This window comes from Halpernia frigidisoli (assembly GCF_900113805.1).
Taxonomy (GTDB): Bacteria; Bacteroidota; Bacteroidia; order Flavobacteriales; family Weeksellaceae; genus Halpernia; species Halpernia frigidisoli.
In genome coordinates, this window is sequence record NZ_FOQT01000001.1 from 107,330 (window position 1) to 129,938 (window position 22,609).

General features: G+C 34.7%; 22 protein-coding genes. 4 read left to right on the forward strand and 18 right to left on the reverse strand.

Annotated elements, in window-relative coordinates:
* The 3 genes from BM238_RS00490 to BM238_RS00500 all read right to left on the reverse strand — a co-directional run bounded on the left by BM238_RS00490 (position 1) and on the right by BM238_RS00500 (position 1,733).
* Positions 1-255: a DUF3253 domain-containing protein gene (locus tag BM238_RS00490; RefSeq protein WP_090078235.1), complete on the reverse strand. Its 255-nt coding sequence runs from the start codon at positions 253-255 to the stop codon at positions 1-3.
* A gap of 24 nt (positions 256-279) precedes the next feature.
* Positions 280-492, reverse strand: coding sequence for a hypervirulence associated TUDOR domain-containing protein (locus tag BM238_RS00495; protein WP_090078236.1), 213 nt, complete (start codon positions 490-492; stop codon positions 280-282).
* Between the two features lie 101 nt (positions 493-593).
* On the reverse strand, positions 594-1,733 hold the full coding sequence (locus BM238_RS00500) for an acyl-CoA dehydrogenase family protein (protein WP_090078237.1): 1,140 nt from the start codon (positions 1,731-1,733) through the stop codon (positions 594-596).
* A gap of 177 nt (positions 1,734-1,910) precedes the next feature.
* Here BM238_RS00500 and gyrB point away from each other — a divergent pair, with 177 nt between their 5' ends.
* Entirely contained in the window at positions 1,911-3,845 is a 1,935-nt protein-coding gene (gene gyrB / locus BM238_RS00505; protein WP_090078238.1) for a DNA topoisomerase (ATP-hydrolyzing) subunit B, read from the forward strand.
* Between the two features lie 104 nt (positions 3,846-3,949).
* Positions 3,950-4,753: an RsiV family protein gene (locus BM238_RS00510; protein ID WP_090078239.1), complete on the forward strand. Its 804-nt coding sequence runs from the start codon at positions 3,950-3,952 to the stop codon at positions 4,751-4,753.
* Positions 4,754-4,816: 63 nt separating this feature from the next.
* On the opposite strand, the gene BM238_RS00515 is transcribed toward BM238_RS00510, so the two are convergent.
* Entirely contained in the window at positions 4,817-5,578 is a 762-nt protein-coding gene (locus tag BM238_RS00515; protein WP_090078240.1) for an XRE family transcriptional regulator, read from the reverse strand.
* 62 nt (positions 5,579-5,640) lie between these two features.
* Here BM238_RS00515 and dinB point away from each other — a divergent pair, with 62 nt between their 5' ends.
* Together dinB and BM238_RS00525 are read left to right on the forward strand one after the other, a co-directional pair.
* Positions 5,641-6,795, forward strand: a complete 1,155-nt coding sequence (gene dinB, locus BM238_RS00520; RefSeq protein ID WP_090078241.1) for a DNA polymerase IV — start codon at positions 5,641-5,643, stop codon at positions 6,793-6,795.
* Positions 6,796-7,113: 318 nt separating this feature from the next.
* Positions 7,114-10,179, forward strand: coding sequence for a DNA polymerase III subunit alpha (locus tag BM238_RS00525; RefSeq protein WP_090078242.1), 3,066 nt, complete (start codon positions 7,114-7,116; stop codon positions 10,177-10,179).
* Positions 10,180-10,251: 72 nt separating this feature from the next.
* On the opposite strand, the gene BM238_RS00530 is transcribed toward BM238_RS00525, so the two are convergent.
* The 14 genes from BM238_RS00530 to BM238_RS00595 all read right to left on the reverse strand — a co-directional run bounded on the left by BM238_RS00530 (position 10,252) and on the right by BM238_RS00595 (position 22,596).
* Positions 10,252-10,524, reverse strand: a complete 273-nt coding sequence (locus BM238_RS00530; RefSeq protein ID WP_233741884.1) for a glyoxalase — start codon at positions 10,522-10,524, stop codon at positions 10,252-10,254.
* Between the two features lie 210 nt (positions 10,525-10,734).
* On the reverse strand, positions 10,735-12,081 hold the full coding sequence (locus BM238_RS00535; RefSeq protein ID WP_090078243.1) for a DUF4153 domain-containing protein: 1,347 nt from the start codon (positions 12,079-12,081) through the stop codon (positions 10,735-10,737).
* Positions 12,082-12,106: 25 nt separating this feature from the next.
* Positions 12,107-12,592 (reverse strand): Coq4 family protein, encoded by a 486-nt coding sequence (locus BM238_RS00540; RefSeq protein WP_090078244.1) that lies wholly within the window; start codon positions 12,590-12,592, stop codon positions 12,107-12,109.
* A gap of 13 nt (positions 12,593-12,605) precedes the next feature.
* Complete coding sequence (locus BM238_RS00545; RefSeq protein WP_090078245.1) at positions 12,606-12,905, reverse strand: hypothetical protein; 300 nt, start codon at positions 12,903-12,905, stop codon at positions 12,606-12,608.
* 77 nt (positions 12,906-12,982) lie between these two features.
* Entirely contained in the window at positions 12,983-13,273 is a 291-nt protein-coding gene (locus BM238_RS00550; protein WP_090078246.1) for a winged helix-turn-helix domain-containing protein, read from the reverse strand.
* A gap of 10 nt (positions 13,274-13,283) precedes the next feature.
* The gene (locus BM238_RS00555) at positions 13,284-13,901 is read right to left on the reverse strand and encodes a hypothetical protein (RefSeq protein ID WP_090078247.1); all 618 of its coding nucleotides are present in this window, start codon (positions 13,899-13,901) and stop codon (positions 13,284-13,286) included.
* A 128-nt stretch (positions 13,902-14,029) separates the two neighbouring features.
* Positions 14,030-15,409, reverse strand: a complete 1,380-nt coding sequence (locus tag BM238_RS00560; RefSeq protein ID WP_090078248.1) for an NADH-quinone oxidoreductase subunit N — start codon at positions 15,407-15,409, stop codon at positions 14,030-14,032.
* Positions 15,410-15,473: 64 nt separating this feature from the next.
* Positions 15,474-16,970 (reverse strand): complex I subunit 4 family protein, encoded by a 1,497-nt coding sequence (locus BM238_RS00565; protein WP_090078249.1) that lies wholly within the window; start codon positions 16,968-16,970, stop codon positions 15,474-15,476.
* Positions 16,971-18,866, reverse strand: coding sequence for an NADH-quinone oxidoreductase subunit L (gene nuoL, locus BM238_RS00570; protein WP_090078250.1), 1,896 nt, complete (start codon positions 18,864-18,866; stop codon positions 16,971-16,973).
* 7 nt (positions 18,867-18,873) lie between these two features.
* Positions 18,874-19,203, reverse strand: coding sequence for an NADH-quinone oxidoreductase subunit NuoK (gene nuoK, locus BM238_RS00575; RefSeq protein ID WP_090078251.1), 330 nt, complete (start codon positions 19,201-19,203; stop codon positions 18,874-18,876).
* 3 nt (positions 19,204-19,206) lie between these two features.
* Positions 19,207-19,704: an NADH-quinone oxidoreductase subunit J family protein gene (locus tag BM238_RS00580; protein WP_090078252.1), complete on the reverse strand. Its 498-nt coding sequence runs from the start codon at positions 19,702-19,704 to the stop codon at positions 19,207-19,209.
* Between the two features lie 3 nt (positions 19,705-19,707).
* Complete coding sequence (locus BM238_RS00585; RefSeq protein WP_090078253.1) at positions 19,708-20,259, reverse strand: NuoI/complex I 23 kDa subunit family protein; 552 nt, start codon at positions 20,257-20,259, stop codon at positions 19,708-19,710.
* A gap of 261 nt (positions 20,260-20,520) precedes the next feature.
* Entirely contained in the window at positions 20,521-21,594 is a 1,074-nt protein-coding gene (gene nuoH / locus BM238_RS00590) for an NADH-quinone oxidoreductase subunit NuoH (RefSeq protein WP_090078254.1), read from the reverse strand.
* A gap of 3 nt (positions 21,595-21,597) precedes the next feature.
* The gene (locus tag BM238_RS00595; protein ID WP_090078255.1) at positions 21,598-22,596 is read right to left on the reverse strand and encodes an NADH-quinone oxidoreductase subunit G; all 999 of its coding nucleotides are present in this window, start codon (positions 22,594-22,596) and stop codon (positions 21,598-21,600) included.
* Positions 22,597-22,609: the final 13 nt, after the last annotated feature.

Sequence of the window (22,609 nt, forward strand, 5' to 3'; positions counted from 1 at the left end):
TTACAAAGGTTTTTTAAGTCGAAGTCGAATCGGACCAATTAATTTTGAAATATTTTGATTTTTAATTTCGCCTTTTTGTGAAACTTCAATCAAATTTTCATTAATTAATTCTTGCGCAACATTGCGAACTTCATCCATTTTTTCCCGCCAAATATCAGGAAATAATTCACGCGCAACTTCCGATGGACAAAATGTTTTCTCAAAACCGCGATCTTTTGCAAATTTTAGATGAGCATTTCTTATAATTTCAGACAATGTTGTTAAATTTAGATTAGAAAATTAATCTGCTTTTTCAACTTCACTTTCCAGCTTCAAAACTTTGTCGCCATCTTCCTGCTCAATAAGCAAAGCTTTATTATCTTTTTCGCCTTTTCGTGTAATTTTAGAACCTTTTATAGTTTTGGTGATTTCTTCTGTATGTGTTTCAATCACTTTTCCTGTCGCCGTTCCGCTTCCCCATTTCCACTGGACTTTTGTTCCTTTTTTGATCATAATTTTTTATTTTAAAGGTAATAAAAATATTAAATAATTTTAAAAAATCCACAAAAAAAAGCACCTTTCTCAAGATGCTTTTTTCATTTATTTAATAAATACTATTTCGTAATTTCTCTTCCGATCACCAATCTCTGGATTTCAGAAGTTCCTTCACCAATTGTGCAAAGTTTTGAATCTCTGTAATATTTCTCAGCCGGGAAATCTTTCGTATAACCGTATCCACCAAAAATCTGAACGGCATTATTTGCAATTCTCACACACGCTTCTGACGCGTAAAGTTTTGCCATTGCGCCTTCTTTCGTCATTTTTTGCTTGGCATTTTTCATGTCAGATGCGCGGTTGATCAATAATTCTGCAGCGTCGATTTCTGTTGCCATATCGGCTAACATAAAACTAATTGCCTGAAAACTTGAAATCGTTTTTCCAAACTGTTTTCTTTCTTGTGCATATTTTAAAGCCGCTTTATAAGCACCTTTTGCAATTCCCAAACTTAAAGCGGCGATAGAAATTCTTCCACCATCCAAAATTTTCATCGCTTGTTTAAAACCACTTCCAACTTCGCCTAATCTGTTTGCATCTGGAACTCTTACGCTGTCGAAAATTAATTCTGCAGTTTCAGAAGCGCGCATTCCCAGTTTATTTTCTTTTTTACCAGAGGTAAATCCTGCCATTCCTTTTTCTAAAACGAATGCTGTTGAATTATCTTTTGCGCCTTTTTCCCCGGTTCTTGTCATTACGACTGCAATATCACCGGAAATAGCATGTGTGATAAAGTTTTTCGCACCATTTATGATCCAGTCATCACCATCTTTCACCGCAGTTGTGCTCATGCCACCAGAATCTGAACCTGTATTGTGTTCCGTCAATCCCCAGGCGCCCAAAACTTTACCGGAAGCCAAATCTGGCAACCATTTCATTCTTTGCTCTTCATTTCCAAATTCGTAGATGTGATTTGTACACAAAGAATTATGCGCTGCAACAGATAAACCAATTGATGGATCAACCTGTGAAATTTCATCTAAAATTGTCACGTATTCATGATAACCTAAACCGGAACCGCCATATTTTTCAGGAATTACGATTCCCATAAAACCCATATCACCTAACTGGTGGAAAAGATCTACGGGGAAAGTTTGACTTTCATCCCAATCCATAATGTGGGGTCTGATATTTTTTTCAGCGAAATCCTTTGCAGTTTCGGCGATCATCTGAATATTTTGTACTGTTTCTAAAGTCATAAAAATTATTTGGGTAAATATAAGAAAATTAGATATAAATTTTCACTAAAAAATTATGTATTCTCAATTTAAAATACGATGAAATAAACAAAATAGATTACATTATAAGATCTTTTCACTAAAAATTTTTACCTTATTTTTTGTATATTTGTAGGTATTTTTTAAAACAAATAATTAATGAGCAATAAACAGTATACAGCAAGTAGCATACAGTCTTTGGAAGGGATGGAACACGTTCGGTTAAGACCGTCCATGTACATTGGTGATGTTGGGTTAAGAGGTCTTCACCACTTAGTTTATGAGGTGGTAGACAATTCTATTGATGAGGCTTTAGCAGGACATTGCGATACTATTTCAGTTATAATTCACGAAGGAAATAGTATTTCCGTTAAAGATAATGGCCGTGGAATTCCGATTGATCTTCACGAAAAAGAGCAAAAATCTGCCCTTGAAGTTGTAATGACAAAAATTGGTGCGGGTGGTAAATTTGATAAGGATTCTTACAAGGTTTCCGGTGGTTTGCACGGTGTTGGTGTTTCCGTGGTAAATGCGCTTTCTACAAAATTACTGGCGACGGTTTATTTAAATGGTAAAGTTTACCAACAGGAATATTCAAAAGGTGCCGCTTTAGCAGATGTAAAAGTTATTAGAACTGAAGAGGGAAGAGGAACAGAAGTTTTTTTCCAGCCAGACGGTTCTATTTTCGCTGATTTAATTTTCAATTATGACACTTTAGCGTCAAGAATAAGAGAACTTTCTTTTTTAAATAAAGGCATAACTATTACTTTAACTGACGAACGTGAGCCAAACGACGACGGAACATTTCCATCAGAAGTTTTTCACTCTGACGGAGGTTTAAAAGAATTTGTAGAATATATCGACGGAAACCGTGAATCGATCATGGAAAACGTAATTTTCATGGAAGGTGAAAGAGATGATATCCCAGTTGAAGTGGCGATGCGTTACAATACGTCTTACACTGAAAATTTGCACTCTTACGTAAACAATATCAACACACACGAAGGTGGAACGCACTTAACAGGTTTTAGACGTGCATTAACGAGAACTTTAAAAAAGTTTGCTGATGAATTAGGTCTTCCAGCCAAAGAAAAAGTAGAAGTTACCGGAGATGATTTCCGTGAAGGTTTGACAGCCGTGATTTCTGTAAAAGTAATGGAACCACAATTTGAAGGGCAAACCAAAACAAAATTAGGTAATTCTGAAGTTGCGAGCGCCGTTGATAAAATTGTTGGTGAAATGCTTTCCAATTTCCTGGAAGAAAATCCTGCTGAAGCAAAAATTATTGTTCAGAAAGTAGTTTTAGCAGCAAAAGCAAGACAGGCGGCAAAAAAAGCCCGCGAAATGGTGCAAAGAAAATCGCCAATGGGCGGAAGTGGTTTACCAGGAAAACTCTCAGATTGTACTTCAAAAGATCCTGCTGAAAGTGAATTATTTCTTGTCGAGGGAGATTCCGCAGGTGGAACTGCAAAACAGGGAAGAGACAGAATGTTTCAAGCCATTTTACCTTTAAGAGGTAAGATCTTAAACGTCGAAAAAGCAATGCTTCACAAGGTTTATGACAATGAAGAGATTAAAAATATTTATACCGCACTTGGTGTAAGCGTTGGGACAGAAGAAGATTCTAAGGCCTTAAATATTAAAAAATTACGCTATCACAAAATAGTCATTATGTGTGATGCCGATATTGACGGCGCGCATATTTCCACTTTAATTTTGACTTTCTTCTTTAGATATATGAAAGAATTGGTTGAAAATGGCTATGTTTATATCGCTTCACCACCACTTTATTTACTTAAAAAAGGAAATAAAAAAATCTATACATGGAATGAGAAAGAACGTGAAGAAGAAACTTTGAGACTTTCACCAGACGGAAAAGGCGTTGATGTACAGCGTTACAAAGGTTTAGGGGAAATGAATCCGGAGCAATTATGGGAAACGACTTTAAACCCGGAAAACAGAACTTTAAAGCAAGTTACTATTGATAATGCAGTTGATGCAGATAATGTTTTCTCAATGTTGATGGGTGATGAAGTACCACCAAGACGTGAATTTATCGAGAAAAATGCAAAATATGCAAAAATTGATGTTTAAATAAATTTCGATAATTAATATAAAGTCTGCTTTTTTAGCAGGCTTTTTTTGTTTAAAATCTTAGGACTGTTTTTTGTATTTAAATTGTCTTAAAAAATAACCCTATGAAAAATATTATCGCTGCAAGTTTTCTAATTGCAACACTTTTTAGTTGTAAAAAAACCGAAACTACAATTGACAATTCGAAAATAACTAAAGATTCTGTAAAAGTTGAGGAAGTAAAATTTAGTGTAGATTCCGTTAAAGTGAGTGATTCAACAAAACTTACTGCGAAAATTACAGAGAGTTTTGATGCATCTGTTTTACAATTTCCGTCAATAAAAGATAAAACTTTGCAGGACAGTATTTATTCTAAAACCAACTTGAAATTAGCAAGTTACTCGAAAGAAGATTTGCAAAAAGGTTTACAGGATCAAAAGCAAAAATATTTTGCCGATAACAAGAAAAATATTGGAGATTATTTAGGAGATTTTAAGCAAACCTGGAATCAAAATTCTTCTATGAAACTTTTCAATAAAGATGAAAATTTAATGACTTTGCAATATACCGGCGATGGTTTTTCTGGCGGCGCGCACGGTTATTACTATGAATTCTACAAAAACTTTGATTTAAAAAATAATAAAACAATTCAATTAAAAGATGTTTTAACAACGACTGATGCCAAAATCTGGGATCCGATCATGATGAAGAATTTTTTGAAAAATAAAAATTACACAAAAGAATTACTTTTTGATAAAAGAATTCCGCTCAATAATAATTTTTATTACGATAAAACTAGTCTTCACTTTGTTTACGGTCAATATGAGATCGCACCTTACGTGGCCGGAACAATAAATATTGATGTTCCATTTTCTGAAATATCTAAGTATTTAACGCCTGGGTTTAAGCAAATGAATAATATTAAATAAAAATTAAAGTCGGTTTTGTAGCCGACTTTTTTATGTAAAAACACGCTTTTGCGCGTTCAAATTTTAAACCCCATTCTGCTTTTTCACCAAAGAATGAATATTCCGCAGCGTGCTCATAATAACCTGAGTATCCAAAACATCCTTCTCAAATTCCTTTGTATTAATACTGCACGCGTAAGACCAGATTTCCAGAATTTCAGAATATTTAATATCGTAGGGTTCATAAAAAGTATTGTCGGATGCGACAGTCAAACTGTTTTCAGATTTTTCGACCAGTCTTTTATAAACAATACCTTCATTTCTCGTGATGAAAATGTAGGTTTTTTTCTTTTTAAGATCATTTAAAGATTCCAGATATTTCCCCACGATATAAGTTCCTTCACCGTAAGGCGGCATGGAATCGCCACTACTTGGGAACGCGCGGTATTTTCCATTACGCAAAAAAGGCAGCGTAATATTTTGTAAACTTTCAATATATTCAGGATCATTATAGCCACTCAAATAACCCATCTGCGCTTTATGTGGGATAATTTCAATCATATTTTCCCCCGCTGAATCTACATTTACCGGAAGCACAATCCTGTTATCCGGCAATTTCATTATTTTATCCAAAGGATATTTCCGAACATTCACAGACACCAAAAGATCAATGCTGATATGGAAATATTTTGAAATTCTTATCAAAATTTCCAAAGGCGGTTCAGATGCGCCATCTTCATATTTCGCATACCTTCCGCGCGTGATCAAAAGATTGTCCGCCGTTTTTTGCTGAGAATATTCTAACTGCGCTCTCAGATACCGCATGTTTTCTGCTAAAATTGACATTGCTATAATTTATAACAACAAATATACAAAAAATTGATACAAAACGTAATAATTTTGTCCTCATGGAAAGAGCAATTGTACACATGGATTTAGATGCATTTTTTGTATCCTGCGAAAGACTGAACAACTCTAAATTCAACGGAATTCCTTTAATTGTAGGAGGTGGAGATCGTGGTGTCGTGGCGTCATGTTCCTATGAAGCAAGGAAATTTGGTGTGCGTTCCGCTATGCCTATTAGGATGGCTTTAAGGCTTTGTCCGGATGCAAAAGTGGTAAAGGGAGATTATGAACTGTATTCCAATTTGTCCCATTTGGTAACCGAAGTTATCCAGGAAAAAGTACCATTAATGGAAAAGGCAAGTATTGATGAATTTTACCTCGACCTTTCCGGGATGGATCAGTTTTTCGGGTGTTACAAATGGACTCAGGAAATTGCTGCAGCAGTTACGAAAGAAACCGGTCTTCCGATAAGTTTTGCGCTTTCTGCTAATAAAACAGTTGCAAAAATCGGAACAGGGGAAGCAAAACCAGTTGGAAAATTAGAAATAAAAGATTTAGATATTAAGTCATTCTTAAATCCATTATCGGTAAAAAAAATCCCGATGGTAGGCGATAAAACGTTTCAGCTTTTATCTAGAATCGGTATTCGAACTATTAAAACTTTATCAGAAGTACCAGTTTTGGTTCTTCAGCAGATGATCGGAACCAATGGAAAAGAACTTTGGAAAAAAGCCAACGGTATTGATGAAAATCCCGTAGTTCCTTTTTCAGAAAGAAAATCCATTTCCTCAGAACACACTTTTTCTGTGGATACAATTGATGTAGAAAACATAAAAGCTTTGATCACCGGCATGGTAGAAGAACTGGCCTTTAAACTCAGAAGCGAAAAATGGCTCGCTTCCGTCGTCTTAATAAAAATTCGGTATTCAAATTTTGATACAGAAACCAAACAACTCAAAATTGCTTACACTTCTGCAGATCATACACTTACGCGGGTCGCGCTGGAACTTTTTAAAAAACTCTACACACGAAGAATGAGATTGCGATTAATTGGCGTAAAATTTACCGGTTTAGTTCACGGAAACCACCAGATGAACCTTTTTGAAGATACCGAAGAATTAATGAATCTCTATCAAACGATGGACAAAATTAAGAACAGATTTGGCGAAAATGCGGTTGGAAAAGCGCTTGGCTATAAATATGATATTTCGGTTTAATATTTTTTTTGGGCGCCTTTATCCGCCTTCCGTTCTCAATCTTTTTGCTTTGAAAAATTTTCATAAATCGAAAGATTGTTTTAAGCAAAAAGGATTTCCACTCAAGTCGGGGCGCAGTAATCGCCTGGAATTAAAATTTTAAAATAATTTAGAAGATGTTTTTAGTGAATAGAATCTCAAAAACATTTTTGTCATTCCGTAGGAATCTAAACTGCTGAGATTCCTACGGAATGACAAATACTGGAAAAATTCATATTCAAATGTTGTTTAAATAAATCAGAATTAATAATTTTTTGAAAATCAATTCACTAATTTCAAATGTTTCTCAATTGCCATTCCTTTCACAGTCTTCGCTACGGCACTTTATCAGTCACAGAACTGGTGAGACAAGCCGACGAATTAGGTATTAAGGAATTGGTTTTAACCGATATCAATACCGTAACCGCTATTTATGAATTTAAAAAAGAATGCGAAAAATTTGGCATAAAACCCATCGCCGGCGTTGAGGTCAGAAAAGAAAATAAACTGCTTTACATCGCCGTTGCCAAAGAATTCAGCGGAATAAGCGAAGTAAATAAAATGCTCACCGCTCATAATTGCGATGGCGTTGAACTTTCTGAAACAGCACCGGAATTTGAGCAGATTTTTATCATTTATCCTTTAAGCAACATTCCGGAAAATTTAAAGGAAAATGAATTTATAGGAATTCGTGAAGAGGAATTAAATTTATTGATCCGTTCGGAATTTAAAGATAAAATTCATAAAATGGTGGTGCTGCATCCGGTAACATTCAGTACCAAAAAAGAGTACAATCTGCACAGAATTTTAAGAGCCATCGACAACAATACGATTCTTTCAAAACTCAGTGAAGATGATGTCTGCAGAAAATCTGAGTATTTCACTTCGGAATTAAATTTAATAAAAGCATTCGTACACCATCCTGAAATCATCAACAATACAACAGAAATTATATCGGCATGTAGTTTTGATTTCAAATATAAAGAGCGAGGAAGCACAGAAAATAAGAATAAAAAATACTATTTAAATTCCCGGGAAGAAGATATATTATTCCTTACGAAACTCGCTTTTGAAGGTCTGGAAAAACGATATGGTAAAGATGAAACTGCAAAAAAAAGAGTTGAAAAAGAGCTGAAAGTTATTGGTGATCTCAATTTTTCCGCTTATTTTCTTATCACCTGGGATATTATTCAGCACAGCAACAAAATGGGCTTTATGCACGTAGGCAGAGGAAGCGGCGCCAATTCTATCGTAAGTTACTGTTTGGGAATCACAGATATTTGTCCCATAGAACTTGATCTTTATTTTGAACGTTTTTTAAATCTTAACCGAACAGCACCGCCCGATTTTGACCTCGACTGGAGTTGGCAAGACCGTGATGCTATGCTGGAATATATTTTTAAAAAATACGGCAAAGATCACGTTGCTTTTTGCGGCACCAACGTACAATTTAAATACAAATCAATTTTTCGGGAAGTTGGGAAAGCTTTTGGTTTGCCTAAAGAAGAGTTGGATAATTTAGCGGGAAAATCAATGGAAACGCATGATACCAATTCTGTGGTAAAATTGGTTCATAAATATGGAATATTGCTGGAAAAATTTCCAAATCAAAGAAGTATGCACTCTTGTGGAATATTGATTTCAGAAGAACCGATCACTACTTATTCTGCACTGGAAATGCCGCCAAAAGGATTTCCCATTGTTCAGTTTGATATGTATGTGGCGGAAGATATTGGACTGGAAAAATTTGATATTCTTTCCCAAAGAGGGCTCGGAACGATCAATGACACCGTAAAACTCATTAAAGAAACAAAAGGTATTGATGTTAATATTCGGGATACGACGCTCTCAAAAAATGAAGCCGTTTGCAACGAATATCTGGCTGTTGGTAAAACCATCGGCTGTTTTTACATCGAAAGTCCTGCGATGCGAGGACTTTTGCGACGGTTAAAATGTGAAAATTATATCACTCTGGTTGCGGCATCATCCATCATTCGTCCGGGTGTTGCTCAAAGTGGAATGATGCGTGAATATATTTTCCGGCACAACAATCCCGATCAGTTTGAATATTTTCATCCAATTTTTGAGGAACATCTCAACGATACCTACGGAATTATGGTCTATCAGGAAGATGTTCTCAAAATTGCACAATATTTTGGTGGACTTAGTTTAGGCGATGGCGATATTCTGCGAAGAGCAATGAGCGGAAAAGGAAGGTCTCTTTCGGCGCTTCAGAAAGTAAAAACGCATTTTTTTAAATCCTGTATTGCCAAAGGTCATTCTATCGAACTTACGACGGAAGCTTACCGACAAATTGAATCTTTCGCAGGATATTCTTTCTGCAAGGCACATTCAGCTTCTTACGCGGTGGAAAGTTATCAGAGTTTGTATTTAAAAGTCTATTATCCTTTAGAATTTATGGTTTCTGTGATCAATAATCAGGGCGGTTTTTACCGTACCGAAGTTTACATCCACGAAGCCAGAATATCGGGCGGAATTGTGCAAAATCCCTGTGTGAATACGAGTGAATTTCAAACGGTTTTAAAGGAAAAAGAAATTTATCTGGGTTTTATGCTTTTGCAGTCTTTGGAAACCAGAATTGCCGAAATTATTTCTGAAGAAAGAAAAATTAATGGCAATTACAGATCTCTGGAAGACTTTGTGAGACGAATTCCGATTGGTATTGAAACGCTTCAAACTCTCATTTTTATTGGCGCTTTTAGATTTACGGGAAAACAGAAAAATGAACTTTTAATTGAAGCGCGATTGTTGCTGATCAATTTTAAACCGGAAAACCGTAATTTAACGCTTATCGAAGAACCGATGCAGGATTACAAACTTCCGGAACTTCGGCGGGAACACTTTGAAGACGCTTTTGATGAGCTCGAAATCATTGGGTTTCCCGTATCATGCAGTCCGTTTGATCTTTTAGAAACCAAATACAGAGGTTCTGTTTTTGTAAAAGATTTGCTTAAAAATTATAAAAAGCAGGTGAAAATGTTGGCTTATCTTATTTCCAGAAAACACGTTCCGACTAAAAAAGGAACGATGTTTTTCGGAACCTGGATCGATGTGAACGGTGATTATTTTGATACCGCGCATTTTCCGGACAGCTTAATTAAATACAATTTTCAGGGTGGCGGTTGCTATCTTTTGCTCGGAACTGTAGAAGTTGATTATCATTTTCCCACCATCACCATTCATAAAATGGCAAAAATGCCAATGATCCCTGATCCGAGATATGCGTATGATGAACAGAAAAAATTTGATGCCCACCGATTGGTTCGCGAAGATGTGAGCATGACTTCCCGAAAGCCTTATCCGCAGGAACACGAGATTGGTTTGCCAAGGCATAAAATGAAGTGATAAAATCCTTTTATTTAAAACTAATAAAAAGAGATTTAAGAAAAATCCTGAGAGATAATTTCGTCAGTTCTTTTATTTAAATAATTGCTGTTCATCTTTTAACATTTTAAATTCTATCGGATTTCCGCTAAAATCAAATATAAACATTGTGGTTTGTTCGCCAGTTTTTCCGGTATATCTCAATTGTGGTTTTATTAGAAAATCAATATCAGAGTTTTCTAATTTTCCCTGAATTTCTTTAAAGGTAATTTCATCCAAAACACATCCAAAATGTGGAATCGGGACTTCAGTTCCATCCACTTTTCCACAAAAATCCAAAGTCGGAAAATCGTTGTTGATATGCACAGAAAGTTGGTGTCCGAAGAAATTAAAATCAACTCAGGTTTCGGTAGATCTACCTTCTTCACAGCCTAATAAATCGATATAAAATTGTCGTGTCGATTCTAAATCTTTTACTTTAAAAGCATAATGGAAAGGGAAGTTCATGATAATTAAATAAGAAATGGAAAAGACAAAATTAATTAAAAATTAAACTTTGAAGTATTTGATAATGAATTATTTTTTATTCCATTTATCGTAAAAATTGCTTGAAAGAAAACTTGTTTTTTCACTATGATAAGGATCAAATCTTTTTTCATTTGGGAATTTTTTTTCTAAAATTTTATCATTAAAATTTAAAGAAGAAAGATCAAAATAACTTTTAAAACCACGATCGATATTATACTTTGTGGCAATGCCGCCCCAGTTTATGAAACTGCAAACTAAGATTGTTCCGTAGAAATACCAGATCATTTGGTTAAAAAGATAAGCGTTGGTTTTCTGATTTTTTATTTTTAAATAGGTAAAAATTAAACCAATAATCGCTAAACTAAGGAACGCATAAACGCCCAATCTTTTGTAGGTTAAACCTAAATTTAAAATGTATTCTGAGTTTTTTGCGAAGGCAGAAAGAATTAAAATACCGTTTAAAATAATCCAGATCTTTGCTAATATTTTAAGGGATTTCGCTTCTTTATCAAAGTTAAAATTTCCTTTAAAATAAAACATGATCACAGCAATTGCCATTATTATCGATAAAATAACAGCATTTACACGTTCGTGAGTTTCTGCCGAAAGATTTTGGTCAATTTTTATGGTTTGGAAAAACTGTTCGTAATTAAATGTAAAAATAAAAGTGATTAACAAAATATTTAAAGCTAAAAAAGAAATGATGCCACTTTTTCGTTCTGCAGAAAGATCTAAAAATGAAAAAGTTGGTTTCTGAATTTTGTTTTCATTAATAAAGTCATTTTTTAGGTCGTTATTTTTTAAGTAAAAGAAACTGTAGATTTTGAAATTCCAGATGCTGAAAGCGATAAAGAAGCCAAAACAGGTTAAAAACAAAAATCCCCACCCATTTAAATCAAGTTCATAATCTGTAAATAAACCTGAAAAATGCGAACTTCCATTGGCATATATTGCCAAAAAAACTGAAATAAAAATTAAGGGAATTAATACAACTGAAATAAATTTTTGCCAAAAACCAGACGCATTTCTTTTGGGCAACCAATCTTCAAATTTAAATAATCTTCCGAAAAATGTCACAAAATTTAAAATAAAAACCGGAATTGCCAGAATTGATTTTAAATTTCTATTTTGAGATTTAAAGGCTAATAAAAACACCGAGAAAAATACTGCTAAAAATGAAGGGAAATCTGCGTAGTAAGCAAATGCTAAACTTGAGAAAATGCTTAAAGCAAAAAGTATAAAAAAAGTTTTGGTTTGATTTATTTTCTGAGTATAAAAAAATAAAAGTATGGAATAAGAAATTCCTAAGAAACCGAGATTTATTCCGATTTCTTCTTCGTAGAAAAGTGCAATAAATAGGGAAGTAGAGAGCAGTATCAATTGTGATTTTTTCATGAATGTTTGTTTTTAAGAGTTTGATTTAAAGTTGAGCGACAGTTTGTTTTTGATAAATAAATGCGTTGATCTTTTCGAAATTTTGAGAAAGAAGTTCTTCAAAATCAATATTGTAAAATGGGATCATTTTTTTACCTTTTTTGTAGGCTTTTAAATAAATCGGGAAATATTCCGGCAAAATCAAACTTCCGAGAATGATGGCTGCTAAAAGATGCGCGTTGAGTTTTCCGTTACCTAAAAGCAAAAACTGCATCGCAATTTCGTCTTCAAAGTTGGTTCCGCATTCCGTTATTAAATGATGAACATCGTGGTTTTCCATTTTTGCAATCATTGTGAAGCCATGTTTTTTATAAAAATCACCCAATTTTCTACCTAATGTATCTTCTTTAAAGCTTAGCAATTGCTGTTCATTAAATTGCCAGCTTCTTTTCTTTTTTTTAAAATATTTCCTGTATTGTTTTTGGGTTTTTTCATAGATGAAAAGTAGAAATTGGACGCGTTGTTTTTTCATATTTAGTTTTTATTTAGTTTAAAATTGAGAGACCGATCCAAGCATATAGAAATGCAAAGGGAATATTTAGAAGTAGTAGAAGTGCAGAATTTAAAGATTCTTTGTAGTTTTCTTTGTGAAAAAATCCGTATGTAAGTATTGCTGCAAAAACAATTAGATTAATCACAGTACCGAAAAGTAGTAGAAAATATCCGGCAAAAGCAAAGTAAAAACTATCAGAAAAAAGATAACCAAAAAAACAAATATTTCCGAGAGCGAAACTGAGCAGAAAAAGCCATTTGGCGATTGGGTTAATTTTAAGATTTGTAAGCATTTTATTTATTTTTAATTGTTATAATTTAAGTCAAAGTGCTTTGAAAAACAAAGTATAAGTATAAAAAAATAGATTTTTTATTTTCCTATTAATTTTTCTAAAGCATTTAAATGATCTTCAAAAGATTTTCTACCGGAATTGGTAACTCTGTAAGAAGTTTTTGTTTTTTTACCCACAAATTCTTTTTTAATTTCAATGTAATTTGATTTTTCCAAGGCCGAACTGTGACTTGCCAAATTCCCGTCCGTCACTTCTAAAAGATTTTTCATTTCCTTAAAATCAACCCAATCGTTTACCAGCAGAACGGACATAATGCCCAATCTGACGCGGCTTTCAAATTCTTTATTAAGTTGGTTGATGTTGATCATTACCTAAAAATTATTTATACTTTCTATACATTATCAATCCATAAAAAATATGCAAAACTCCAAAACCGATCATCCAGAAAACCAAACCCCAGCCGAGAAAAAACATGGATAATAATCCCAAAACGATCTGACAATAACCTAAATACTTCACATCTGAAAATGTATATTTTTCTGCATTGACCAAAGCCAAGCCATAAAAAATCAATGTTGCGGGTGCGATAAAAACAAATGAATGGTGGTAAAGCAAAGCCAGACAGAAAATACCGCCCGTTGCTAATGGAACAGCAAAGTTAAACAGTAATCTTTTTGTGGTCGAGTTCCACATTTGAGAATTTGTTTTACGGCTTTTTTTGGCTGTAAATAAATAACCGGAAATGATTGCGAGAACTGCAATTGCAAGACCTGTGAAAAATAATTTTTTAACAAGATCATCTGTGAGAATGATAGTTTTGCCTTCAAAATAATTAAAACCAGCTTGTTGAAATAGATAATAAACAAAACCTCCGCCTGCTAGAGCGATCAATCCTGCAACAACACCGGAAAGTCCGCTGAGTGAAATGAATTTAGAACTTCGCTCCATCATATTGCGGATGTGCGAAAGATCTTCATTGTAATTTTTTGTTTCCATATAAAGTACTTTGAATTGCAAAGTTAAATTTTATTTTGGAATGGCGAAATTTTTTTGAGTTTTTTTTAAATTTCACAAAAAAAGCACGACCAAAAAGTTTTGCTTCAATATTTTAAATCAAAAAGATTTTACAAACCAAACTGCATTGCAAATAAATCCGGGTAAACGCCTAAAGAGATAATTGCTGCGATAATAAAAACTGCGACAATGTTGTAAGTTAAACTTACTTTTTCGCTGGTGTTGAAAGTGCTTTCTTCGTGGAAAAACATGGCAATAATCAATCTTAAGTAATAGGCAATTGAAATTGCAGAACCTAGCACCGCGATAATTACCAAAATTGGTGCTGCTTCCATTGCTTGAGCGAATAAACTGAACTTCCCAACAAATCCTGCAGTTAAAGGAATTCCTGCCATTGAAAGTAAGGAAATGGATGCGGTAACTGCCAATATTGGTTCTGAACGTCCTAAGCCGTTAAAGGCTTTAAAGGAAGATTCTCTTTTTATTTTTTCAACATAAATCAAGCACATCATTACGCCAACTGACGCTAAAGAATATGCGAAAAGGTAAAATGCTAAGTTGTAAGTTGAAAGATTATTAATACCAAAAAATATTAAACCAATATAACCGGCATGAGAAACGGAAGAATAGGCAAGCATTCGTTTTGCGTTGCTTTGCGCGAGTCCCATAAAGTTGGCTAATAATAAAGTTATAATTACAAGTACTGCTAAAATATTGATCCATTCTCCGAAAACGCCGTAGAACCCGATCGTCATTAATCTAAATAATGCGACAAATCCTGAAATTTTTACAACCGTCATCATGAAAGTTGTGATCAAAGATGGCGATCCCTGATAAACATCCGGGCTCCACATATGGAAAGGTGCGAGGGAAACTTTAAATGCTAAAGCGGTCAACATTAAAACGCAACCCATTGTAAACATAAGGTTTTTCGGGTTTGCTATTCCAAATTCGTGAATGGCGTAAAGGTCAAAACTGCCGGAACTTCCGTAAATTAAAGCCACGCCAAATAATAAAAATCCTGTGGCGAAAGCGCCCATCAGAAAATATTTTATCGAAGCTTCGGTTGATTTTAAATCGCTTTTTCTGGCGCCTGCCATTACATAAAGTGGTATAGACAAGATCTCAATTCCTAAAAATAAAGTAACTAAATTTTGAAAGGAAAATAAAACAATTCCGCCTGTGAGAGAAAATAATATTAAACTATAAAGTTCAGATTGATGACTTCTGTGATTGCTTAATGCAAAACCGCCGAGGAAAAATAAAATTAAAGTGATTACAATTGAGATTTTTGTGAAAAGCGCTGCGTTTTCTCCAAAGATAAACATGGAATTATATTTTGCGAAAAACTGATGTTCAGGCAAAAATGCAACATAAAAAGCTACTAAAAGACCGGCAATTCCAATATATCTTGCCCATTTTCCCTGTTCAAAAACGCCGGAAAATAAGGCTATCACAGCGGTAAGGAAAATAATAATTATAACACTCATACTTAATATTTGAAAATTTATTATCCAGGATTTTAAAAAAACCTGACTTTTTTATCAATTTGTTTTAAAAAACCAAAGAACCGTAGATCAGTTTTAAAGAACTGTTTGCCATATCCAAAATTGGTTGTGGAAAAACACCCAAAAGAATTACGAAAACCGCTAAACTCGCCAAAACTGAAAATTCTACACCTGAAATATCTTTTACTGAAGATAAAATTACTTTATCACCTTCGCCAAACATGGCTTTTCCGTAAAATCTTAAAAGATAACCAGCAGCTAGAATCATTGTAAAACCGGAAATCACACCAAGCAAACTGCTGTAATCGTAAATTGATTTTATCAAAATAAACTCGCCAATAAAACCATTCGTTAAAGGCACTCCGAGAGATCCAAATAAAATGATCATAAATAAAATAGCAAATTTTGGCGCAACGCTTGCCAAACCGCCCATTTGACGAATATCACGCGTTTTGAATTTTTTAAATAAAATATCAGCGCAGTAAAATAGACCAACAACGTTGATTCCGTGAGCAAATGCTAAGATAACTGCACCTTCGCCACCTTCAATGGTGAAGTTTCCTTTTAAAGTTAATAAAGCAGAAGCGAAAATTCCCGCTGCAATTAAACCAATGTGAGAAAGTGAAGAATAAGCAATAATTCGTTTTGAATCGTTTTGAATCAAAGCAATTAAACCTCCAAAAACCACGGTAAATACGCAAAGCATTAAGACAATTCCGCCAGAGGTTCCGGCAATTGCTAAAGGTGTAATTGGCAGTAAATATCTTAATAGACCAAAAACAGCCATTTTAGCCATAATTCCGGAAAGCAGCATTGAACCTTGTGTCGGCGAATAAGTATAAGTATCTGATTGCCAGTTATGGAAAGGAAAAATCGGGAATTTCACCGCGAACGCTAAGAAAATAGCCCAGAATACAAAAGTCTGTTCTGTGGTTGTTAAAGTAGAGTTATAAAGATCAATTAAAGCGAATGACGCAGAATGATTGTAGACATAAATTAATCCAGCAAGCATAAATAAAGACCCTACAAATGTGAAGATAAAAAACTTAGTCGTAAATTTTAATTTCTGATCTTCCTGTCCCCAAAGTCCGCAAATAAACCAAATAGGGATTAAAGTAATTTCCCAGAAACCGTAAAAAACAAGTCCGTCCAATGAGGTAAAAACCCCAAGTAGACCAAACTGCATTAATAAAATTAAGCCGTAAAATTTATTACTGTAAGCACGTTTTTCATTAAATGAAGACAGAATGATAAGTGGTACTAAAATATTAGTAAGAATCAACATGATCATGCTTAATCCGTCGATACCAAAATGAAGATTACTTCTTAGAACTCCCGAAAAAGGAACGTTAATTTCATATTGTAATTTCTGCCCGACTGTAGGTCCAAAATTAAAATAAGCCAAAGCGTAAAATGCCAGAACCATCGAAATAAGGGAAAAACCAAGCGCAACATCATTGCTGAATTTGTTGTTCTTCCAAAAGAAAGTAAAAACTGAACCTATTAAAGGTAATAGCAATAATGCTAATAAAACTCCAGACATTTATTGTAATATAAAGTTAACAATTAAAATTATTCCTATCGCTAAAGACATGATTAGCACATAGTTTTCGACGTTTCCGTTTTGGAATCGTTTCATAGATTTACCGGTATCTTCGGCACCAATTCCAACAAAATCTGTGAATGGTGTCAAAATTTCTTTGTCAAACATTTTACCGGCTCTTCCTAAACCTTCCACGGGTTTTACAACTGTTGCCTGATAAATTTCGTCGATAAATAATTTTTTATTGGAAAGTCTTTCCCAGCCAAGATATTCTCTTTCCGGTAAAGCCATTTTTCCTTTTTTTACATACATTTGATAAAGGACGAAAATAATTACCAAAACTACTAAAACAGTAACCGCCATTAAAGAAAGTTCTTTCCATAAAGGGATTTCTGCGGCCTGGACATCAAATAAATAGATGCTGTGAAGCCATTTTTCCAGTTTTAAAGATATATTTTCACCCACGAAATGTGGTAAATTAATAGATCCGCCGATCAAAGATAAAACTGCTAAAACAACCAAAGGAATTGTCATTGTAGCCGGACTTTCATGCATATGATCTGCCTGTTCTTTTGTTCCCCTAAATTCTCCAAAGAATGTTAGGAATAATAATCGGAACATGTAAACTGCTGTTAAAGCCGCGCTGAACAAAGTTAAAAACCAAATAATCGGGCTTTTATTCCACGTTGCAGAAAGAATTTCGTCTTTCGAGATCATTCCTGAAAAGAAAGGGATCCCGGATATTGCTAGCGTTCCTATTAAAAAAGTAATGTATGTTAATGGAATTTTCTTTCTTAAACCACCCATTTTACGCATATCCTGTTCATCACTCATAGCGTGAATTACAGAGCCTGCACCTAAAAATAAAAGTGCTTTGAAGAATGCGTGCGTCATTAAATGAAACATTGCTGTTGTATAAGCGCCTGCGCCAAGTGCAATGAACATAAAACCGAGTTGCGATACCGTGGAATAAGCCAATACTTTTTTAATATCATTTTGACGTAAACCGATAAACGCCGCGACTAACGAAGTCGTTAAACCAATAAATAAAATAATATCTAAAGTTGTTGGCGCCAAAGAATAAAGGAAATTACTTCTCACAACTAAATAAATCCCTGCAGTAACCATCGTTGCCGCGTGAATCAACGCAGAAACCGGCGTTGGACCCGCCATTGCATCCGGAAGCCAGGTAAATAATGGAATCTGTGCAGATTTTCCTATTGCGCCAATAAATAAACTTAAGGTAATGAAAACGACAACCGGTGAATTTAATTCAAACTTCGCTGCGTTTTGAGAAACGGTCATATAATCGATCGCGTTCATTTGCTGGGCAATAACGAAAATACCGACTAATAAAGCCAAATCACCAATTCTATTCATGATAAAGGCTTTTCTCGCGGCTTTACCGTAATCTTCATTTTTATACCAAAATCCAATTAACAAATAAGAACAAACTCCAACACCTTCCCAACCGATAAATAAAATTAAATAATTACTTCCCATTACCAAAAGTAACATTGAGAAAATAAATAAATTTAAATAAGTAAAAAACTTGTAAAACCCTTTGTCGTGGCTCATGTAGCCGATAGAGTAGAGGTGAATTAATGAGCCAATTCCTGTAATGATCATGATCATCATTAAAGACAACTGATCGATCTGAAACGCGAAATTGATCTGCATTCCGTTGACTTTAAACCATTCAAATGCTTTCACAATGATTGGCGAAGAATTCTCATTAAAGCCTAAAAATATTTTTACAGCGATACAAAAAGAGGCGAAAACCACTAAAGTCGCTAAAGTACCAACGAATATTTTCGGTAATTTTTTACCAAAAAAACCATTAAATATAAAACCTGCGAGAGGCAAAAGTATGATTGCGTAAACTAAATTTTCCATCCTTTTCTTAACCTCTTAATTTATTAAAAATACTGATGTCCACAGATTTTGAATTTCTGTACATCATTGCAATAATTGCTAAACCTACAGCAACTTCTGCGGCAGCAACAACCATGATAAAGAATACCAAAATTTGTCCGTTTCCATCTCCTTTGTAGCTTGAAAATGCAGCAAGCAAAAGATTTACAGAATTTAGCATCAATTCTACACAACCCAAAATAACGATCGCATTTCTACGAACTAAAACGCCTAACACGCCTAACGAAAACAAAAATGTACTGAGCAAAATAAAATACTCTAAAGGCACACTTTGTATAAAAGTATTGGTCTCTCCCATAATCTATAAATCTCTTTTTCCAATTAAAACTGCACCTACAATTCCTGCTAAAATTAATATTGAAGCCAGTTCAAAAGGTAAAACATATTCATTAAATAATAATCTGCCCAGATCTTTAGTTAAACCTGCAGATTGATTGACAGTTGCACCAGCCACAGAATTCATCGCCATTCCTCTATAAGCGCCTAGCATTCCGATGAACAATAGACCTGCAGAAAAAATTGCTATAAATTTTCCATAAGTTGGTTTCTTACTTTCGTCGGCTTCATTTAAATTTAACATCATCAAGATGTAAAGAAATAAAACCATGATCGCACCTGCGTAAACGATGATCTGAACAATTCCTAAAAACTGTGCATTTAATAGAACGTAAAGTCCGGCAATCGAGAAAAATGTGACAATTAGTGATAAAATACTGTAAAGTGGGTTTTTAGCAAAAACAAAATAAACCGCACTGAAACACGCTATGAAAGCAACTAAAAAAAATAATATCTGCTCCATTTCTTAAACTAATTTTTTTTGTTCTTCCGACTGTCTTGCTGAAACGTCAATTCTTGTTTCCATAGTTTCAACCAGTTTATCTTTTCCGTAAACGAACGATCCACGGTTAGTTTCTACATCTACAAGTCTGTCTGTAAGATAGATAGCGGATTTTGGACAGGCTTCTTCGCACATGCCGCAGAAAATACAACGCAACATATTTATTTCGTAAGTAATAGCATATTTTTCTTCCCGGAACAGATTTCTTTGTTCCTTAGTTCTTTCTCCAGAAGTCATTGTGATCGCTTCAGCAGGACAGGCAACGGCGCATAAACCACATGCGGTACAACGTTCGCGACCTTCATCGTCAATTTTTAAAACATGAAGTCCGCGCCAAACTTCAGCTCTTGGTTTCACTTCTTCCGGATATTGAATTGTCTGTGAACCATTCACAACGGTGTTTACCGCGTGTTTCATAGTGATCGCCATACCTTTCAATATCGCCGGAAAATATAATTTTTCGCCAACAGTCATCTTTTTATTAGAGACTACCTTTGATCTGTTTGTTAATTTCATTTTTTATAATGTAACAATTTAATAGTGCCGCAATTTAACAATATTAAAATTAATTTTATTCTAGTTCCAATTTTTTGGCAGTATTTGACTGCTTCGAATGTATGTTTTTCAATTTTTCTTTGGCAGACATTTCCGTCTTCCGTTCCCAATCTTTTTTTCAAATGCAAAAAAAGGATTTCCACTCAAGCCGGGCTGCAACTCATTTTGCTTAACCAGTTTATTTAATAGTTGAAGATTATTACAATCTTCAAAGATTAAAAGCTATTTCATAAAATGCTCAAAAGCCAAAATAATTCCGCCCGTTAACACCAAATTCACCAACGCGATTGGGATCAGTTTTTTCCAACCTAAATGCATTAACTGGTCATATCTGAAACGTGGTAAAGTCCATCTCACCCACATAAATATTAAAATACCGATAAAAGTTTTTAACAAAAATGACAGGATCGACAATATTCCTACCGTATTTTCACTCCAGTGTTCCGTCGCCCACTGAATTCCTGGAAAGTTGTAACCTCCTAAAAATAAAGTAACGATCAAAGCATTCGAAATAAACATATTTACATATTCACCGAACATATAAAGTCCCAGTTTCATGGAAGAATATTCTGTATGATAACCGTTAATTAACTCAGATTCACATTCCGCCAAATCAAAAGGATGTCTGTTACATTCTGCTAAAGCTGCCACAAAAAATATAATAAATGCGACAGGCTGGTAAAAAATATTCCAGTTCATGCCAGAAATCCAGGGAATAACGCCCCAAAGTTTTCCTGTTGACTGACTGTCTGTTATTACTTTTAGATCTAAACTTCCTGTCATCATAATGATCGCAATCAGAGCTAAACCCATTGCGAGTTCGTATGAAATCATTTGAGAAGAAGCACGTATTGCACCGATCAAAGAATATTTATTATTAGAAGCCCATCCGCCTATCATAATTCCGTAAACACCGATTGAAACCATTCCAATTAAATAAAGCACGCCGACGTCAATATTGGCAACCTGTAAAGAATAGCTTTGTCCGCCAAAATTTAAAGATTTACCCCAAGGAATGACAGCTCCAGTAATCAGGGAAATAAACATTACCAAAGATGGTCCGATCACGAAGAGGAATTTTTCTGCGTTTGCCGGCGTAAAATCTTCTTTAAAGAAAAATTTACCACCATCCGCTAATGGCTGAAACAAACCAAAAGGTCCTGCGCGGCTTGGTCCCATTCTATCCTGCATTATTGCAGCTACCTTTCTTTCTGCCCAGGTAGAGTAGGCTGCAACGGTTAGTGCCAATAAGAAAAGGCCAAAAACCAGTATTAATTTAAAAGTTAAAACTCCCATAACTTATATTTCGTCTTTTTTGCTAATTTCTTTTGCCTCCGGATTATCCAGCATTCTAAGTGTCTCGACAGGTTTTTGATAATGATTTAAAGAAATTACAGAATGTCTGTCAATATGACGTGGACCTTCAATTATCCATTCTTTTGCGTCTTTTCTTTCAAATCTGCAGGTATTACAAATATATTCCTGAACTTCGTCGTACTGGTCTTTTCTGGCAGTGACTCTTATCACTTCTTCGCCTTTTAACCAAACAACTGCTTTGCCGGAACATTTATCACAATTGCAATGTGCGTCCATTGGTTTTGTAAACCAAACGCGACTCATAAAACGCGAAGTTTTATCCGTTAAAGCCCCAACAGGGCAAACATCAATAACGTTTCCAATGAAGTCGTTGTCTAAAGCTTTATTTAAATATGTTGAAATTTCTGCATGTTCACCACGAAATAAAATACCGTGTTCTCTTTCTTCCGTTAATTGATTTGCCGCCAAAACACATCTTGCGCACAAAATGCAGCGGTTCATATTCAATTTAATATAAGGACCGATATCTTCCGGTTCGAAAGTTCTTCGCTCGAAATCTGTTCTTGTTTGTTCTTCACCATTTTCGTACGCCAGATCCTGAAGATGACATTCGCCCGCTTGATCACAAATTGGGCAATCCAGAGGGTGATTAATTAACAAAAATTCTGTCACGGCGTGTCGTGCTTCCTGAGTTTTTGGTGAAGTTAAATTTTTCACTTCCATTCCATCCATCACTGCAGTTCTGCAACTTGCCATTAATTTTGGCATTGGTCTCGGATCTTTTTCTGAACCGGCGCTCACTTCAACCAAACAGGTTCTGCATCTTCCACCGCTTGTTTCCAAAGATGAGTAATAACACATTGCCGGCGGAACTGATTTACCACCAATTTGGCGCGCTGCGTTTAAAATAGTAGTTCCGGGCTCAACTTCTGTAGTTTGCCCGTCAATAGTTACTTTAAATTTTTTAATTTCTTCGCTCATATCTTGTAATTTG

What these genes read in the sequence shown, in the direction of transcription:
- BM238_RS00495 (WP_090078236.1), bottom strand. Translation starts at nt 492, where the DNA reads ATGATCAAAAAAGGAACAAAAGTCCAGTGGAAATGGGGAAGCGGAACG.
- BM238_RS00500 (WP_090078237.1), bottom strand. Translation starts at nt 1,733, where the DNA reads ATGACTTTAGAAACAGTACAAAATATTCAGATGATCGCCGAAACTGCA.
- gyrB (WP_090078238.1), top strand. Translation starts at nt 1,911, where the DNA reads ATGAGCAATAAACAGTATACAGCAAGTAGCATACAGTCTTTGGAAGGG.
- BM238_RS00510 (WP_090078239.1), top strand. Translation starts at nt 3,950, where the DNA reads ATGAAAAATATTATCGCTGCAAGTTTTCTAATTGCAACACTTTTTAGT.
- BM238_RS00515 (WP_090078240.1), bottom strand. Translation starts at nt 5,578, where the DNA reads ATGTCAATTTTAGCAGAAAACATGCGGTATCTGAGAGCGCAGTTAGAA.
- dinB (WP_090078241.1), top strand. Translation starts at nt 5,641, where the DNA reads ATGGAAAGAGCAATTGTACACATGGATTTAGATGCATTTTTTGTATCC.
- BM238_RS00525 (WP_090078242.1), top strand. Translation starts at nt 7,114, where the DNA reads ATGTTTCTCAATTGCCATTCCTTTCACAGTCTTCGCTACGGCACTTTA.
- BM238_RS00535 (WP_090078243.1), bottom strand. Translation starts at nt 12,081, where the DNA reads ATGAAAAAATCACAATTGATACTGCTCTCTACTTCCCTATTTATTGCA.
- BM238_RS00540 (WP_090078244.1), bottom strand. Translation starts at nt 12,592, where the DNA reads ATGAAAAAACAACGCGTCCAATTTCTACTTTTCATCTATGAAAAAACC.
- BM238_RS00545 (WP_090078245.1), bottom strand. Translation starts at nt 12,905, where the DNA reads ATGCTTACAAATCTTAAAATTAACCCAATCGCCAAATGGCTTTTTCTG.
- BM238_RS00550 (WP_090078246.1), bottom strand. Translation starts at nt 13,273, where the DNA reads ATGATCAACATCAACCAACTTAATAAAGAATTTGAAAGCCGCGTCAGA.
- BM238_RS00555 (WP_090078247.1), bottom strand. Translation starts at nt 13,901, where the DNA reads ATGGAAACAAAAAATTACAATGAAGATCTTTCGCACATCCGCAATATG.
- BM238_RS00560 (WP_090078248.1), bottom strand. Translation starts at nt 15,409, where the DNA reads ATGAGTGTTATAATTATTATTTTCCTTACCGCTGTGATAGCCTTATTT.
- BM238_RS00565 (WP_090078249.1), bottom strand. Translation starts at nt 16,970, where the DNA reads ATGTCTGGAGTTTTATTAGCATTATTGCTATTACCTTTAATAGGTTCA.
- nuoL (WP_090078250.1), bottom strand. Translation starts at nt 18,866, where the DNA reads ATGGAAAATTTAGTTTACGCAATCATACTTTTGCCTCTCGCAGGTTTT.
- nuoK (WP_090078251.1), bottom strand. Translation starts at nt 19,203, where the DNA reads ATGGGAGAGACCAATACTTTTATACAAAGTGTGCCTTTAGAGTATTTT.
- BM238_RS00580 (WP_090078252.1), bottom strand. Translation starts at nt 19,704, where the DNA reads ATGGAGCAGATATTATTTTTTTTAGTTGCTTTCATAGCGTGTTTCAGT.
- BM238_RS00585 (WP_090078253.1), bottom strand. Translation starts at nt 20,259, where the DNA reads ATGAAATTAACAAACAGATCAAAGGTAGTCTCTAATAAAAAGATGACT.
- nuoH (WP_090078254.1), bottom strand. Translation starts at nt 21,594, where the DNA reads ATGGGAGTTTTAACTTTTAAATTAATACTGGTTTTTGGCCTTTTCTTA.
- BM238_RS00595 (WP_090078255.1), bottom strand. Translation starts at nt 22,596, where the DNA reads ATGAGCGAAGAAATTAAAAAATTTAAAGTAACTATTGACGGGCAAACT.